Here is a 14,712-nt window from a genome sequence, read left to right as displayed (position 1 = left end):
CCGGCCCAATATCTCCACTGCCGTCCCTCGCTCTGGCTCAGGACGTCCATATCGACGTCCTTATGGACGTCCCTTACGCGCTCACGTCACAGCAAGGCAGGCGGCCTCAACCGGTCGGTTACGACGCATTGGGAAGGATGAAGAGGAAGGTTGGAGCGCCTGGAAGCGATGCGGATGGTCCTACTATTTGCGAACTTGTCGCGGCTCCAGCGACCGCTACTTCTCCCGGCGTGACGAGACAGATAGCCGTAGCGGCCGGCTTTATTTACGTATGCGTAGCGAGCAACACATGGCAGCGGGTTGCGATCGCGACATGGTGATGCTCCGTGTTTCCTATGGTCTCTCTAGTCCGAAGCGGAAGATTGCCGCAGTTCGCGCTCGATTACAGGCCCCAGCCTCGCTGCCATCGCCTCCTGCTTCTCAGCAGTAGGATGAACGCGATCACGGACGTCGTCTCGCAATCCGAGGGGGCGGGTGGCGTTGTAGAATAGGTCCCGCATGCTGACGATTTTCACGCCGGGTGTATGGGCAAACCGCCGCTCTAGCCCCGCTCCCGTCACCGCTTCTGGATCAGAGTCGCGAGGCAGGGTTGGGATCAGTAAGATTCGCGCTCCCTGCCAATTAGCTTGTACGAACGAAATGATTTTCCCGGTATTCGCCGCTGTGGTTGCCGGACTTAAATTGCAGCGGGTATCGTTCGCCCCGGTTAGTAGAATTACGACTTTCGGCGTAATTTTCGGCAATGTGTTCAAGAGCCATAATGTGTTGACACTCGCATCGCCGCTCACCGCAACAATCCCGGCGTTCAAGTTGGCGTAATGCCGGTTGAACGCTGGCCGGCCCTCCGCGGTGGCTAAGAACGCCGTAATGGAGTCGCCGAGGAAGATCACGGCGGGGTTTCGTTGGGCGACTCGCCGAACCGCCTCGTATCGATCCATGCGGTTTAACTGAGGACCATCGCAGGGTCGGACGACGTCGTTCGGGGCGGCGGGGGCGACAATCGGAACCGCCGCGGCAGCCAGAAAGCAGAGTGCGGCTATCGGGATAAATCGAGCCGGTATCTTGCGGGCTGGATGGTTCACGAGTGGGCTGGTTCTGGAGTTGCCAACGCCTTACGATCGCCACCTGTTCTTGGGCGTAAGATGTCCGCGATCTTCTTTTCGATTATCAAGTGCACGATGACACCGGCGATTACCGATGCCGCAATAGCGCAGGCGACGTACAGACCAGCTACTTCGGGCAAGCGCATCTTGCCCCATATCGTGCTCACGGCATTCAACGTGAAAATATGGGACAGGTAGATGGAGTATGACGCATCACCGCCGAGCTTCATCATTCGATTTAGCGGGTGATCTATGGAGATGTCTGAGCTTAATACGATCATTGCAACGATGATTGACGCTGGGGCGCCCCATGCAAGGGGGCGCCAGTCATAGACTTCCGGAAGCAACCCCAAAAATATGAGGCACACGAACGTAACTATAACGGCAAAGATCGGTCTAATCCTGACGCCGCGCTTATAGATTTGTCCTAGACCAACGCCAACGAGGAACTCACCAATTATCGGGTTTGTCCACGTGTATAACGTAGAATGCTCTTTGGTGATGAACCCGTGCGAGATCATCATTAGCGACAAGGCGACTACAAGCGCGGTAAGCGAATATTTCCGCGGCAAGAGCATCGTCAAGCCAAAGAAAAGGTAGAACATCATTTCATGATTAATCGTCCAGCCAATGCTCAGTACGGGGGTAGCACGATTATCAATCGGCCCATCGGACCAAAGGATGAAGGCGTACGAAGATACGACCTCGCTTACCGAGATACCTTTATGCGCAGCAAATAGCATCACCACGGCCAACGTCGTGAAAATCCAGTAGATTGGAACGATCCGCACGAGACGGCGATAGAGGAAGACCTTCGCGTTCCCTAGCGACCCGGCCTTATCGGCGGCAGTTATGGCCATGACGAAACCAGAAATCGCGAAAAAGATATCGACCCCCACTGCCCAGGGGTAGGACAGGGGATCTCCGGCGTTTCCAAAAGTTCTGATTGATTCTGCTTGAACATGTCCGACTAGGACAAGGAATGCAGCGAAGAAGCGCAACCCCTGCAAGCTTACAAGAGTGTGTGGTTTTTCCAAGATAGCCCCCGTTTTGCCGCGGTGTGCCGGCCCCAACGACGTTCCTAGCCTAATCTGCTGTCCTAAAAAAGCGCCAGTGGAGGTAGCCGAGTTCCTACGTCGATTACGGGGCCTGAACCGGACGTCTTTTGTGGCAAAGAACACATGTCTCGTATCCTGGCTTTCGCACACTCAGCGTAAACATGTGCGAGCGCGTCAGCACGCATTTCAAGCGTTTCAGAAAGCGCATAATAACTATCCCCGAGATCGAGAAAGGCCGGGAAATCGCCTTCAACGACTTGGCGCCACATGCACCCACTTGGCGAGTTTCGCTAGGGTAGATCCGACAAGCGCTTGCTAGTTGCGCAATGCCGGACCTCGATGATTGCGCGCTGCATCATTCGCGCGACATTCTGCATTCTGACGATCACGTCGGGCGCGGACACGGGCAACCCGTTTGTATCTCTGGTTCGCAAGGTAAAAAACGGGCGCGACGAGCGCCGGCAGCACAACAGCGATCAGCATCGTTTCAGCTTTCAAAAGGTCCCCGAGGGCGCTGCATAACAGCGGCAGCGCGGCGCACGATTAAATTTACCGTCATCTGGAGTCTCAAAAATGAACAACAGCAGCTTTGCGACCTATACGGTCGCGGGAGGGCGGGCGCATGTCTGAGCCAACAGTTATACATATCGTCGGCGTGACCGCCGTCTGGATTATCTTCCTATCATCAATCCGCTTCGCAGTGGTTGGCTTCCACGGCCTGAAACCCGTGGCGCGCTGCTTGCTCCATCTCGCGCTCTGCGACGGAGCGGACAAGGCGTTCTGTCGCAAGCGCCTGATCGCCAGTCTCGACAAGCAATATACGGAACTGCTGATCGCGATTACGACGCCCTGGTCGGTAATGCTCCTCTTCCTTGGTATGCTGCTAATCGGAACGGGTTTGTCGTTCGGCAGCGTCGGCGATGTCGCGCAGCTGGTCGCACGCTCGCCGGGGCGATGGGACGGCTTTGATCGTGGTATGGATCTCGCTGGCGCCGTCTCGATGTGCACCGGCATGGCATCGGTCCATGCCGCAGTAACGAAGCGTCGATCCCTCAGCCTGCTCGTCAGCACCGGTTTTGCACTCATGGGCGTCGGGATCGGCGTAGTATCGGCGGCTCACCCGTGACTTTGAAAGATAGCTGGCCCGCGTTCGCCCTCATGGTGTTCGCGGTGGCCTCCGGACAGATCGGTCGTCTCGGTCAAAAGTACGAGCGCGGCGGCGAGGTGGGGCGGAAACAGGTCGTTGTCGAGGTGACGATGCTGCCGGCGTTCGGCGCGCTCGGCGGCGCGCTTGCGGCCGAATACGCGTGGCCGATCTGGATGATCCTCGCAGCCGGCATCTCCGCCGGCTGGACTGGGTTCGCGACCTTCCGCTTGATCGTCACCATCACCGCACCGTCGGGCAGCAGATGTCTGGCATCAAGGCCGACACCCCGGCGCCGCCCGCGCCGTAAACCCAACCTGCAAGCAACCCTTGCAGGTTCATCACATCGGAGATCGACTATGACCTCGACGGCAACAAAGCCGGCGACCGCCTCTGCGCGCCCGGCGCACGGACTGGCGTCGCCTGACAAATTCTACGCGGCGAGCTTGTTGAGCGGGATGAACACCTCCGTGCCGGTGAAAATGGCGGGGGTGGCGGTCCTATCATTGGCGATGGTCGTCATGGTCTTGCTCCTCATGGGCTTGGGTTTCGCGCAGCGAAGCGCCGCGCTGAAACCCTGCCCGTCGGCGAGACCGGGGGGTGCAAGAGCCAGGGCGGCCGGGGTGGAGGGGGATTACCCGGCCTGCACAAGCGGATGTCCGTAATGACGGATGTGCTGAACATCGCATCCGCGCGGAAGGTCGGGGAGACCACCCCGGTCGGCGCGGCTTGCCGCGCTTCACCCTTGCCCGCGCCAGGGGGCGGCGCCCCCAAGCGACTCGTTCGGCGTGAGCGTCAGCGGGAGCCGGGAGAAAAAAGCCGGATCAGGATGTGCAAAACCGAGAAGCCAGAAAACCGTGCATCCTGATCGCCGCAGTTTATCCCTCTGGTGGCGCGTGACCCAGTTCAACAGCCTTGCGACGCTGCGCCGTCGTCAATGCGCTCCAGAAGCGATGGACGCGCGCGGTCGGCATCTGTCGAAGATCCTCGACGTGCTGCGCGCGACGAAGCTCGACCTGAAAGAACGACGGGTGGTGATCGACGTTGAACGCCTGGAGCTTCCAGAACACGACGGCGGCATATTTAGGCGTGAGCTTCTTGTTCTTGCGATAGTAATCGAGTGCTCCCGACAGGATGGGGTTGCTCTCTTTCGTCGCAAACTGCTCAAGGGTGCGGATGCAGGATTCCAACTGCATCTGCTGGGTCAGTTTGGTGAGGTGTCGTTTCGCCTCTGTCGGCGACAGACGCCGACCCTTCTCAAGGACGGCCACGTCGAACTGAAGTATGCAGTGGGAGCCGACCCAGAGCTTCGAGTCGGTATATTGATTGGCGATCTCGAAATGGTAGCGAAGATCCTGCTGGCCGCAGAGTTCGCAGGTTTCGATGGGCTGTTCGTGATCGACCGTATTCTCGGTAAAGGACCATTCGCCAAAAGCAGCCGGCAGGGTTCCGGCCACTGAAAGCGGAAGAATACTGTCTCGGACCCGCTGCGTGTACCCGCAGCGTCGTGGGTTCAATAGTGATGAGCGTGGGCGAGTGCGAGAAGTTCCACGATAGCCGCTGAATCTCGCGCAGCGCGTCGGCGCTTGGACTCTGATCGAACTCGACGACAATCGCGAGCGGCGGTTCGGAAGTCGCAGCGTCGGGATCCGCCATCAGGACACCAAGGCGTGCATTGCGAAAATCGGGGGAAGAGCCGAGGGAACGACCGATCTTGTCATGAACCAACGACGCATAGACCGACGCCCCTGAACCCTGGGATGGGTCACCTGCTTCGGCTCAGGCCATCCGAGCATTTCGTGCGCCATATCAAGCGTGATGGAGATCGATTGAGTCATGGCAGCAACTCAAGACGGCCTTGCTTGTCGCCTCCAAACTTGCCGACAGCCGAAGCTCCACGCGGCTTCTTTGCGCTTTTGGTCAGATTGAGACGCGAGAAGATCGGGTCGATTGGGATGCGGTGAGCCCCCAGCTCAGAAAGTAACGCGGCGATCACGGCCAAATGCGTCGGGACCTGGCCGCGTTTTGCATTGTTCGACACAGAATTGGGACGCATGCCGACCAAATCGGCAAACTTGCGCACGCTCAAGCCGGCCTTGCCGAGTTCCGATATAAACTCCTCATACGACAAGTCTGCCTCACATCCAGTTCACACGTTTTAATGACCCTAACACATTAAAATATGAGCGTCGAGGCTCGATGGTCCGCCCAGTGGTAGCCCCCATTACCATCAAAGCGCATCGCGGCCATCTACGGAGACCGTCGCATTCTCCCGACAGGCATCCCGATATGCGGCGTTAGAGGGCTATAGCGTAGACATAGTGCTCATCATCGTCGGGCGCGGCCCGCCAATTTTCTCCCAGATGACATCCGCAAAATGCTGGCGCAAGCCGGATTGGCATAGCCACTGGCGCATCGTTTTGCGGGCGGCATTATCGCGTCGTATGATCGTCGATCGACGGCGTTGAGCAGTCAGGCTTTACCCTCTTTCCAACAGCACATCGACCATGAATCGCCAGATATTGGCGGCATCGCTTTGATAGGCCCCGTCGACCTCCCCGGCCGACACGGTGCGGGTGATTTCGGAACCGGCCTCCGCCATTTTCTGGCTTGGTTCGTGGATGGCGGTGAAGATGGCGCGGACGATGGCCCGCATATCCACATTCCCATTGATCGCGCCCGTGTCGACATGCGCCTGCACGCCCTGGCGCAACAGGTCGTTCCAGGCCGCAGTTTCGGCGCGTTCGAATGGGGTCATAGGGGTAAAGCCTTGTTTCATGAAGATCGGACCAGCACAGGCGCATGGACGCTAGGGCCATGGCCGTTGACCGACAGGCTATGCACCATCGCCGTGACGATCAACCGTAAATGCCGCAGCGGAGGGCATGTTGGCCATACCGCAGCGCCATCCCAAAATTTTCTGTCCTATGGCCGAGCATTGCTTGCAGGACGATTCTCTATAAGATCGATAGATAAGCCGCATGAGTCGGCGCGGAGCAGCTATGCAGGACGGACAGGAGCAGGATGGCCAGGAGGCCGAGAGCGTGTTCGGGCGCTGGCGCGCGCGGCTGGCGCAGGCCCTGCTGCGCGAACCGTCCGTCGTGCTGATCGAGCGGGACGCCGACGCGCTGTTTCCCTTTTCCGGTCTGGACGATCGCGCCGGGCCTCTCCGCGAAACGGTCAATTGACGGATTGATGATTTCGCCATGGCGAAAGACATCCTAGATCGGCGTCTCTTTCCCTTTGCCCCTTTCCCAGGAGTTAGCATGGCCACCAACCCCCGCGCCGTAACCCGCGCCGTCGACAGCCTGTTTCTGGAGCGCTGGTCGCCCCGCGCTTTCGATTCCTCCGCTGTACCGCAGGACGATCTCGACACGATTTTCGATGCCGCCCGCTGGGCGCCGTCTGCGTTTAACTATCAGCCCTGGCGCTTCCTCTATGCCCATCGCGACAGCGCCGACTGGTCGCGCTTTCTGGAACTGCTGGCACCCTTCAACCAGAGCTGGGTACAGAATGCTGGCGCGATCGTCTTCATCCTGTCCGACACGTTGATGGCGGCGCCGGGATCGGACGATTTCAAGCCGTCGCACAGCCACAGCTTCGATGCGGGCGCGGCCTGGGCGCTGCTGGCGTTGCAGGCGACGCGGCTGGGCTATCACACCCATGGCATGACCGGCGTCGATTTCGACAAGGCGCGCGCCGAACTGGCGGTGCCGGAGCGTTTCCGCATCGAGGCGGCGGTCGCGATCGGCCGGCAGGGCGACAAGGCGGTGCTGCCCGAAGCATTGCAGGCGCGCGAGGAACCCAGCGACCGCAAGCCGATTGAAGCCTTCGCCCATTCGGGCAATTTCGCAGGCTGACGCGCTATATCACTCGCTCGCCTTGCGGTGAGGGGGTGATTTGGGGCACGATAGCGAAGGGCGTCGCATTGGCGACGCGCCTTCGTCCCGATGAGTGTCTGTCGTCCATGTCCCTTCCTGAAATGATCGCCGAAAGCGCCGTCCCTGCTGTCGTGACCAACCCACGGTTGCCCGACAACCCGATTATCGAATGTAATGACGCCTTCACGGCGCTCACCGGCTATAGCCGTGAAGAGATTATCGGCCGCAATTGTCGCTTTTTGCGGGGGCCGGGTACGGACGGCGCGAGCACGGACATGATCCGCGAGGCCATCCGCGCCAATCGGCCGGTGCTGGTCGAACTGCTCAATTATCGCAAGGACGGCACGCCGTTTCGCAATGCGTTGATGATCGCGCCCATCTTTGGGCCGGACGGATCGGTGGAATGGTTCCTGGGATCGCAAATGGCGGTGCAGGAACCCGGCGACCAACGGGCGGAGGACGCCATCGCCCTGATCGCGACGCTGACCGAGCGCCAGCGCGCGGTGCTGGTCGGCATGGCGCAGGGCCGCCTCAACAAGCAGATCGCCTATGATCTTGGGCTAACCGAACGCACGGTGAAGATGCACCGCGCGGCGATGCTGCGCGCGCTGAACGTGCGCACCGCGGCCGAAGGCATCCGGCTGGCGATCGAGGCGGGGCTGTAGCATGGCGGGCGCGCGCCGCTGATGGTGTTGCTGGGCATTGCGATCATCGTGGCGGGCTTTCTGCTGCGTTTTCACCCGCTGCTGGTGATCCTGGCGTCGGCTATCGTCACCGGCCTGGCCGCGGGGCTGGACCCGCTGGCGATCCTGACGGCGTTCGGCAAGGCGTTCAACGAAGCGCGCTATGTCAGCATCATCTGGATCGTGCTGCCGGTCGTCGGCCTGCTGGAAGCGCATGGGTTGCAGGAGCGCGCGCGCGGCCTGATTGCGAAGATGCGCGGGGCGACGGTCGGGCGCTTCCTGATCTTCTACCTGATCGTGCGACAGGCGTTGTCGGCGGTTGGGCTGACGTCGGTGGCCGGGCATCCGCAGACGGTCCGCCCGCTGGTCGCGCCGATTGCGGAAGTGGCGGCGGAAACCCAGGCGGGCGGGCTGGACGAGGATGAGCGGGAGGAAATCAAGGCCTGGGCCGCGGCGACCGACAATGTCGGGCTATTCTTTGGCGAGGATATTTTCCTGGCGATCGGGTCGATCCTGCTGATCAAGGGTCTGCTGGAGCAATATGGGATCAGCCTGGAGCCGCTCCAGCTGTCGGTCTGGGCGATCCCGACGGCGATCGCCGCGCTGCTGATCCATGGTTTTCGGCTGTGGCGGCTCGACAAGAGGCTGGCGCGCATCCGGGCGGCGCGCGCGCGATGATCACGCTGCATTGGGTCTATGCGCTGGCGGGCGCGGTGTTCGCCGCCTTTGCGCTGCTGGGTGTGGCTGACCGGGGCAATCCGCGCCGCTGGACCACGGCCGCCTTCTGGGCGTTGCTCGCGACATCGATGTGGGCGGGGGACGCGCTCGGCGACCTGGGCAATGGCGTGCTGGTGCTGGGCCTGGTCGCGCTGGGCGCGCTGGGGCTTGGCCGGGGCAATGGCGTGGTGCCGGCGGACGTGCGGCAGGCGCGCGCCGATCGCTTCGGCAACCGGCTGTTCGCCATCGCGCTCATCATCCCGGTGACGGCGCTGGCCGGCACCTTCCTGTTCAAGGCCGCGCCGGGCTGGTTCGACGCCAAGCAGGCGACGCTGATCGCGCTGGCGCTCGGCGTGCTCATCGCGATGACGGTGGGGTGCCTGTGGCTGCGTGCCAGTGCACTCGTGCCGTTGCAGCAGGGGCGGCGGTTGATGGACTGTGTCGGCTGGGCCGCGATCCTGCCGCAGATGCTGGCCAGCCTGGGCGCGGTGTTCGCGCTGGCGGGGGTGGGCGATGTCGTGGGCGGCATCGTGCAACAGGCGATCCCGCAGGGCAGCCTGATCGGCGCGGTGATCGCCTATGGCCTGGGCATGGCGCTGTTCACCATGGTCATGGGCAACGCCTTTGCCGCCTTCCCGGTGATGACCGCAGCGATCGGCATCCCGCTGCTGATCCGCACCTATCATGGCGATCCGGCGATCGTGTGCGCCATCGGGATGCTGGCGGGTTTCTGCGGCACGCTGCTGACGCCCATGGCGGCGAATTTCAATCTGGTCCCCGCCGCGCTGCTGGAACTGAAGGACAAGCATGGCGTCATCAAGCGGCAGGTCGGCACCGCCGTCCCACTGCTGATCGTCAACATCGCTCTAATCTACTGGCTGGCTTTCCCATGACGCTTCTGACGCAAGACATCGCCGATCGTTTCGCCGCGCTGACCCTGTCCCATCTGGGGCGGCGCTATCCCTACAAGATGGATCTGGTGATGGGCGGGCCGGAGGATGCGCGCCCGCCCGATGAGCATCACCCGATCTTTCACGGCAGTTTCGACTGGCATAGCTGCGTCCATGGCTGGTGGCAGGTGATGCGGTTGATGCGCCTGTTCCCCGACATGGCGCAGGCGGGCGCGATCCGGGCGCGGGCCGACGCGATGCTGGTGCCGGACAAGGTGGCGGGGGAACTCGCCTATCTGCACCGGCCGCTGAGCGCCGGGTTCGAACGGCCCTATGGCTGGGCCTGGGCGCTGGCGCTGCATGATGAACTGGCGCGGCATGACGCGCCCTGGGCGACGGCCTTCGCCCCGCTGGCAGAGGCGTTCGCGGCGCGGTTCCATGCCTTCCTGCCCAAGCTGACCTATCCGCTGCGGGTCGGCACCCATTTCAACATCGCCTTTGCGCTCACCCTGACGCTGGACTGGGCGAAGGTGCGCGATCCGGCGCTGGTGACGCTGATCCGCGACAAGGCGATCGGCTGGTTCGGGCAGGATCGGGGGTGCCAGGCGTGGGAGCCGGGCGGCGACGAATTTCTCTCGCCCGCGCTATGCGAAGCGCTGCTGATGAGCCGGTTGCTCGATCACGCCGCCTTTGCCGACTGGTTCCACGCCTTCCTACCCGACCTGGCGCGCGGCGAACCGGCAACGCTGTTCACGCCGGCCACCGTGTCGGACCGTAGCGACGGCAAGATCGCGCATCTCGACGGCCTGAATTTGAGCCGGGGCTGGTGCTGGCGCGCGATCGGCGCCGCGCTGGGGCCGGACGATGCGGTCGCACCGCTGGCGCAGCAGGCGGCGCGGGTCCATGTCGCCGCCAGCCTGCCCCATGTCGCGGGCGATTATATGGGCGAACATTGGCTCGCCACCTTCGCCCTTTTGGCGCTGGAATAGTGTTCAGTTCGTCACGGCATGGACGAACATATAGCCTTCGTTGCGGATGGTGCGGATGACCGGGCCTTTCAGGCCGCTGGCGGATAGCTTGCGGCGCAACCGGCATAGCTGGACATCGATCGATCGGTCATAATGGTCGGTGGTCGCGCCATAGACGCGGTCGAGCAGGCGGCCGCGGTCGAGCACCTGGCGCGGATGTTCGACAAAGACGCGCAGCAGTTGAAATTCGCCATCGGACAGGGAGACGGCCGTCCCTTTCGGATCGAACAACTGGCCGGTGGTCATGTCCACGCGCCAGCCTTCGAACGAGGCGAAGCTGCGCGCGGCGGCGGCGGCGTCCTTGTGCGCGCCTGGTGCCATGCGGCCGCGCAGCGCGGCGCGGATGCGGGCCAGCAGTTCACGCGGGTTGGCGGGCTTGCACAGGCAATCCTCCGCGCCCAGCTCCAGCGCAGCGATCCGGTCCGCTTCGCCGCAGGCGGCGCTGTGGACGATCACCGGCAGGCGGCGTTCGATCGCCAGTTCGCGCAGCAGCGCCGCCCCTTGTTCCGGGGCGATGGCGGGGTCGAGCACGACCAGCGCATAATTGTGCTGCGCCAGCGCCGTACGCATCTGCAACGGTGTTTCCGCGCCCTCCACGATCAGGCCGTAGCGGGCGAAATTATCGGCCAGCTGGGCGAGCTGGGCGCTGTCGTTATCGACGATGAGAAGGCGACTGTGCGAGATCGTCATGCCCGCAAGGACGCTGCCGCCAGCGCAAAACCGTCCCGTCCCTATTGTCCGTGCGCGCCTGCCATTGTAGCCGTGCCGTCAGCAGGCGTTCGCCCGGTGCGAAATGAGCGCGCAGCCGGTGGGCCAGCGCATCCTCGAGCAGGTCATGCGTCGTCAAGGGACGGCCGAACCGGCCGGACGCATTGGCGCGGCGCAGCAGGCGGCGGCTGACGCCGTACCAGCCAGGCATGTCGACCAGCCAGCTTTTTTCCGCGACGGCGCGGCGGGTGAAGAGGTTCATCGCGCGCGCCAGCCAGAGAAGCGAGCGGCTGAGCGAGGGATTGCGCGCGCGCCAGTCGACATAAGCGAGGTCCACGTCCAGCCCGAAGCGCGCTGCATAGGCGGCAGCAAAGCCGCGCGGGTCGGCGCGGAAATCCTCATAGCGGAAGACATGGACCCGGTCCGGCCCGAACAGCGCGTCATAATGGGCGATCAGGCGGATCGTGTCGAAATGGTCGAGACGGAAGCCGGGCGCTTCGTCTCGTTCGGGCGCCACCGGGCTGAGCGAATCGCGGCCGAACAGATAGCGGCGCAGGCCGAACGTGCCGCCGCCCTTCACATATTGCAGCCAGGCCGACACGATGGCGGACAAAGGATCGCGCACGAAGATGACGATCTGCGCATCGGGCAGGGTGCGGCGGATGCGATCGGCGACATCCTTGCTGAGGTTGCCGGCCAGGCCGCCATTATGCAGCCCGCCGGTCAGATTTTCCTCGCACAGGATCATATCGTCGGGTGCGTCGCCCAGCCGTCGCCGCGCGTCGAGCGGATCGAAATGGAGCGCGCCGGCATCAAGGAAGGCGGCGCGCACCGTCGCGCGGGGGATGTAGCGGCGGTTGCGGATGGCGGGGTAGAAGCTGTCCTGAAACCAGGTCGTGCCGGTCTTGTGATAGCCGATATGGACGATCGCAGCCATCAGGCGGCTTTCGCCATGGCGACACGAGGAGTCGCGCCCGCATCGCCCTCGCCCAGGCCCATTTCGTTCAGGCAAAGGCGGCAATGCCGGTCCCAGGACAGGCTTTCCGCTGCCCAGGCCCGCGCCCTGTCGCCGATGCGGCGGCACAAGGCCGGATCGGCGACCAGCAGGTCGAGCGTGGTGCGGATCGCGTCGATCGACTGGCCATCGACGACGAAGCCGGTCACCCCGTCGCGGACGAATTCGGCCGGGCCGCCGTCGCGGCCGACGATGCACACCAGCCCCTGCGCCATGGCGTCGGCGACCGACAGGCCGAAGCCCTCGATTTCCGCGCCATCCTCCATCGCGACCTGCGGGTGGAGGAAGATGTCGGCGGCGGCATAGGCGTCCGCCAGATCCTGCGCCGATACGTAGCCGGCCATGGTGACCGTACCATCGAGGCCGCAATGGCGGATAGTTTCACGCACCCGCACCGAATCGATACCGCGCCCGATGATGACATGGCGCAGATGCGCGCCGCCCTGGACACAGCCGGCGACGGCCCGCACCGCGGCGGCGATATTCTTGCGCGCGACGAGGCGGCAGACGGTGAGCAATTGCGCGCCGCCAACGCCCCGCGCAAAGGCGGTGGACGCGCGATCGGCCGGCATGATCACCCCGTTCCAGGCGGTGATGGTGCGCGTCGCCAGATGCGGCAGGCGATCGAGCAACAGCGTGCGCGTTACGTCGCTGACCGCGACGATCCGCCGCGCGCGGTGCAGCACCAGGCGCAGCAACAGCAGCGCGACGCCGCGCGGTCGCCCGACTTCCCGACCATGGACGGTGACGACCAGCGGGCGCGGGAAGAGCAGGGCGGGCAGCGCCGCGCGCCAGGTGCAGGCGTGGATGAGGGCACGGCGGTCGCCACCCAGCCACGCGCCGAGCATCGCCCGGAACAGTCGCCAGTAAACCGTCAGCATCGACGCCGCGCCGACGTCGATCAGATCAACCCCGTCCTGTTGGATCCGGCGCGGGCCGGCGGAGGATTTGGCGAAGATGGTGACGCGGCGACCCTGCGCGGCGTAGGCGCGGGCGACTTCGCGCGCATAGGTCTGCACGCCGCCCTCATCGGGTTCATACACGCGGGCGACGATCCAGAGCGATGTGGGGGAGTCAGACATGGGCGGCCAGCTTCAGCCGGGGGAGGCCATCCAGGGCCGGGCGCGTCCCCCACTGGCTGCGCGTGAGATAGTGGGTGAGCGCGCGCGCCGCGCGGACACTGGCGGCGTCGCCGGGGGCATCGGTCGGTTGGGCGAAGGTGCGCGCGACGCCCTGCCGCTGCGTTTCCGCATAGGCCGTATGGCTGGCGATCGCGTCGGCCGCGGCATCGGCTATGCCCTGCGCCGACTCCAGCACCGGGCCATAGCGCCAATGGCCGTAGCTGCGATCCTCCTGCCAGTCGGCGCGATGGCCGTTCAGGAACAGGCAGGGGCGGGGGCGGGCGAGATATTCGTAAATCTGGCTGGAAACGTCGCCCAGATAGAGCGCGGCCATATGGACGTAGCGCATGTCGATGCTGGCCCGGCTGCCCAGGTCGATATGGACATGGGGCAGGCGCGCGAGATCGGCCAGGCGGCGCTCCATTGCCGCGCGTTTGCGGCGATTGTCAAACAGGCGGATGTGCGGCGCGACGATCAGGTTGAAACGGTTGTCCTGCGCGAACTGGCGAATGACATCCTCCCCCATGGTCGGCCAGGAGGACAGGCGGGGCGAGAAATGCGGGTTGTAGAGAATGACGGGCCGGTCCTGCGCAAAGAGGTGCCGACTGTCGCCATGGGGGCGGGTCAGGTCGAACTTGCTGTAGCCGGTGATGGCGTAATGGCCCTCGCGGATCAGCCCTTCGTCCAGCATCCGTCGCCGCTGCTTTTCGCCCGCCAGCAGGACGAAGTCGAACTGGGCGATGCGCCGGTCATAGCCGACCGCCCGGTCGCCCGCGCCATGGCAGGTGTGGATGAAGCGGGTGCGCGACAGGCCCAGCCGCTTGAGCAGCAAGGATGTGCGTTCTGGCAGGACGATCGCATCATAGTGCGACAAGCGCCGCCGCGCCGCGAGCAAGGCGGGGAGCTTGGGCGGGATCGTGCCGCCGGTCAGGCCAGCGAGCGTATCCAGCCAGCGCCCGCCACAGCGCAGGAAGCGGATCGGCCCGGCGTCGCGCGTGGCGGCGATATCCCGCGCCAGCGCCAGATGATCGTCGGTCGCGGCCATGATATCCACGGTGAAGGCCGGGTCGCGCGACAGTTCGATCGCGATCGGCAAGGCGTGGAAAAGCTGGTGGATCTGGGCGTTGAAGAAGAAGCACAGCCGTTGTGGCGGGGCCAGCGCCGCGGCGTCGCTCCGGTCGAACCAGTCGCGTCCCATGATAAACTCCACTCGATCAGACCCGAATGGAGGGATGCGCCCTGTTTATCGCGGCGGGATTTCAGCGTGCGTCAGGGTGTGGACGCCCTGTAACATTGGCGCGACGTAGCGGCCGGGCAGTGCCATGGAACGGCTATGTTTCAACGTCCGTTCGTTTCGAGCGTGT

At 63.6% G+C, this 14,712-nt stretch carries 18 protein-coding genes; 8 read left to right on the top strand and 10 right to left on the bottom strand.

The annotated features are described in order from the left end of the window. Positions 1 to 344: 344 nt before the first annotated feature. Positions 345 to 1,082, bottom strand: a complete 738-nt coding sequence (locus tag HHL08_RS23605; protein WP_169575361.1) for a GDSL-type esterase/lipase family protein — start codon at positions 1,080 to 1,082, stop codon at positions 345 to 347. After that, a complete protein-coding gene (locus HHL08_RS23600; protein ID WP_169575360.1) occupies positions 1,079 to 2,140 on the bottom strand; it encodes an acyltransferase family protein in 1,062 nt (353 codons plus the stop codon). Before HHL08_RS23600 ends, HHL08_RS23605 begins: the two co-directional genes overlap by 4 nt. A 360-nt stretch (positions 2,141 to 2,500) precedes the next feature. On the opposite strand from HHL08_RS23600, the gene HHL08_RS23595 reads away from it, so the two are divergent. Both HHL08_RS23595 and HHL08_RS23590 read left to right on the top strand, forming a co-directional pair. After that, on the top strand, positions 2,501 to 2,683 hold the full coding sequence (locus tag HHL08_RS23595) for a hypothetical protein (RefSeq protein ID WP_169575359.1): 183 nt from the start codon (positions 2,501 to 2,503) through the stop codon (positions 2,681 to 2,683). A 133-nt stretch (positions 2,684 to 2,816) separates the two neighbouring features. After that, positions 2,817 to 3,287: a hypothetical protein gene (locus tag HHL08_RS23590; protein WP_169575358.1), complete on the top strand. Its 471-nt coding sequence runs from the start codon at positions 2,817 to 2,819 to the stop codon at positions 3,285 to 3,287. A 73-nt stretch (positions 3,288 to 3,360) separates the two neighbouring features. Here HHL08_RS23590 and HHL08_RS23585 read toward each other — a convergent pair whose 3' ends face one another. The 4 genes from HHL08_RS23585 to HHL08_RS23570 all read right to left on the bottom strand — a co-directional run bounded on the left by HHL08_RS23585 (position 3,361) and on the right by HHL08_RS23570 (position 6,063). Next, positions 3,361 to 3,549, bottom strand: coding sequence for a hypothetical protein (locus HHL08_RS23585; protein ID WP_169575357.1), 189 nt, complete (start codon positions 3,547 to 3,549; stop codon positions 3,361 to 3,363). A gap of 634 nt (positions 3,550 to 4,183) precedes the next feature. Continuing rightward, positions 4,184 to 4,762, bottom strand: a complete 579-nt coding sequence (locus tag HHL08_RS23580) for a hypothetical protein (protein ID WP_206378065.1) — start codon at positions 4,760 to 4,762, stop codon at positions 4,184 to 4,186. Between the two features lie 377 nt (positions 4,763 to 5,139). After that, on the bottom strand, positions 5,140 to 5,436 hold the full coding sequence (locus HHL08_RS23575) for an XRE family transcriptional regulator (RefSeq protein ID WP_169575355.1): 297 nt from the start codon (positions 5,434 to 5,436) through the stop codon (positions 5,140 to 5,142). Positions 5,437 to 5,784: 348 nt separating this feature from the next. Beyond that, the gene (locus tag HHL08_RS23570; RefSeq protein WP_169575354.1) at positions 5,785 to 6,063 is read right to left on the bottom strand and encodes a hypothetical protein; all 279 of its coding nucleotides are present in this window, start codon (positions 6,061 to 6,063) and stop codon (positions 5,785 to 5,787) included. 244 nt (positions 6,064 to 6,307) lie between these two features. On the opposite strand from HHL08_RS23570, the gene HHL08_RS23565 reads away from it, so the two are divergent. From HHL08_RS23565 to HHL08_RS23540, 6 genes are all read left to right on the top strand, one after another. Beyond that, positions 6,308 to 6,493, top strand: a complete 186-nt coding sequence (locus tag HHL08_RS23565; RefSeq protein ID WP_169575353.1) for a hypothetical protein — start codon at positions 6,308 to 6,310, stop codon at positions 6,491 to 6,493. A 78-nt stretch (positions 6,494 to 6,571) separates the two neighbouring features. Beyond that, entirely contained in the window at positions 6,572 to 7,165 is a 594-nt protein-coding gene (locus HHL08_RS23560; RefSeq protein ID WP_169575352.1) for a nitroreductase family protein, read from the top strand. 107 nt (positions 7,166 to 7,272) lie between these two features. Beyond that, positions 7,273 to 7,851, top strand: a complete 579-nt coding sequence (locus HHL08_RS23555) for a PAS domain-containing protein (protein ID WP_206378064.1) — start codon at positions 7,273 to 7,275, stop codon at positions 7,849 to 7,851. Between the two features lie 18 nt (positions 7,852 to 7,869). After that, on the top strand, positions 7,870 to 8,547 hold the full coding sequence (locus HHL08_RS23550; RefSeq protein WP_169575365.1) for a DUF969 domain-containing protein: 678 nt from the start codon (positions 7,870 to 7,872) through the stop codon (positions 8,545 to 8,547). Continuing rightward, complete coding sequence (locus HHL08_RS23545) at positions 8,544 to 9,479, top strand: DUF979 domain-containing protein (RefSeq protein ID WP_169575364.1); 936 nt, start codon at positions 8,544 to 8,546, stop codon at positions 9,477 to 9,479. The genes HHL08_RS23550 and HHL08_RS23545 overlap by 4 nt, the downstream gene beginning before the upstream one ends. Beyond that, on the top strand, positions 9,476 to 10,465 hold the full coding sequence (locus HHL08_RS23540; RefSeq protein WP_169575351.1) for a DUF2891 domain-containing protein: 990 nt from the start codon (positions 9,476 to 9,478) through the stop codon (positions 10,463 to 10,465). Before HHL08_RS23545 ends, HHL08_RS23540 begins: the two co-directional genes overlap by 4 nt. 3 nt (positions 10,466 to 10,468) lie before the next feature. On the opposite strand, the gene HHL08_RS23535 is transcribed toward HHL08_RS23540, so the two are convergent. The 4 genes from HHL08_RS23535 to HHL08_RS23520 are packed head-to-tail and all read right to left on the bottom strand — an operon-like array spanning position 10,469 to position 14,546. Continuing rightward, positions 10,469 to 11,194: a winged helix-turn-helix domain-containing protein gene (locus HHL08_RS23535; RefSeq protein ID WP_206378063.1), complete on the bottom strand. Its 726-nt coding sequence runs from the start codon at positions 11,192 to 11,194 to the stop codon at positions 10,469 to 10,471. Continuing rightward, positions 11,157 to 12,149: a sulfotransferase gene (locus HHL08_RS23530; RefSeq protein ID WP_169575350.1), complete on the bottom strand. Its 993-nt coding sequence runs from the start codon at positions 12,147 to 12,149 to the stop codon at positions 11,157 to 11,159. Before HHL08_RS23530 ends, HHL08_RS23535 begins: the two co-directional genes overlap by 38 nt. After that, complete coding sequence (locus HHL08_RS23525; protein WP_169575349.1) at positions 12,149 to 13,309, bottom strand: glycosyltransferase family 4 protein; 1,161 nt, start codon at positions 13,307 to 13,309, stop codon at positions 12,149 to 12,151. The genes HHL08_RS23530 and HHL08_RS23525 overlap by 1 nt, the downstream gene beginning before the upstream one ends. Continuing rightward, a complete protein-coding gene (locus HHL08_RS23520) occupies positions 13,302 to 14,546 on the bottom strand; it encodes a glycosyl transferase (RefSeq protein WP_169575348.1) in 1,245 nt (414 codons plus the stop codon). Before HHL08_RS23520 ends, HHL08_RS23525 begins: the two co-directional genes overlap by 8 nt. Positions 14,547 to 14,712 lie beyond the last annotated feature (166 nt).

Source organism: Sphingobium psychrophilum, from assembly GCF_012927105.1.
Classification (GTDB): domain Bacteria; phylum Pseudomonadota; class Alphaproteobacteria; order Sphingomonadales; family Sphingomonadaceae; genus Sphingobium; species Sphingobium psychrophilum.
Note: the sequence above shows the minus strand (reverse complement) of the source record. Positions and strands in the feature narration are given on the sequence as shown.

Bases quoted from the DNA above. Each gene is read 5' to 3' on its own strand.
- HHL08_RS23545 (WP_169575364.1), top strand. From the start codon at position 8,544: ATGATCACGCTGCATTGGGTCTATGCGCTGGCGGGCGCGGTGTTCGCC.
- HHL08_RS23535 (WP_206378063.1), bottom strand. From the start codon at position 11,194: ATGACGATCTCGCACAGTCGCCTTCTCATCGTCGATAACGACAGCGCC.
- HHL08_RS23520 (WP_169575348.1), bottom strand. From the start codon at position 14,546: ATGGGACGCGACTGGTTCGACCGGAGCGACGCCGCGGCGCTGGCCCCG.
- HHL08_RS23530 (WP_169575350.1), bottom strand. From the start codon at position 12,149: ATGGCTGCGATCGTCCATATCGGCTATCACAAGACCGGCACGACCTGG.
- HHL08_RS23525 (WP_169575349.1), bottom strand. From the start codon at position 13,309: ATGTCTGACTCCCCCACATCGCTCTGGATCGTCGCCCGCGTGTATGAA.
- HHL08_RS23540 (WP_169575351.1), top strand. From the start codon at position 9,476: ATGACGCTTCTGACGCAAGACATCGCCGATCGTTTCGCCGCGCTGACC.
- HHL08_RS23570 (WP_169575354.1), bottom strand. From the start codon at position 6,063: ATGACCCCATTCGAACGCGCCGAAACTGCGGCCTGGAACGACCTGTTG.
- HHL08_RS23595 (WP_169575359.1), top strand. From the start codon at position 2,501: ATGATTGCGCGCTGCATCATTCGCGCGACATTCTGCATTCTGACGATC.
- HHL08_RS23560 (WP_169575352.1), top strand. From the start codon at position 6,572: ATGGCCACCAACCCCCGCGCCGTAACCCGCGCCGTCGACAGCCTGTTT.
- HHL08_RS23585 (WP_169575357.1), bottom strand. From the start codon at position 3,549: ATGGTGACGATCAAGCGGAAGGTCGCGAACCCAGTCCAGCCGGCGGAG.
- HHL08_RS23555 (WP_206378064.1), top strand. From the start codon at position 7,273: ATGTCCCTTCCTGAAATGATCGCCGAAAGCGCCGTCCCTGCTGTCGTG.
- HHL08_RS23565 (WP_169575353.1), top strand. From the start codon at position 6,308: ATGCAGGACGGACAGGAGCAGGATGGCCAGGAGGCCGAGAGCGTGTTC.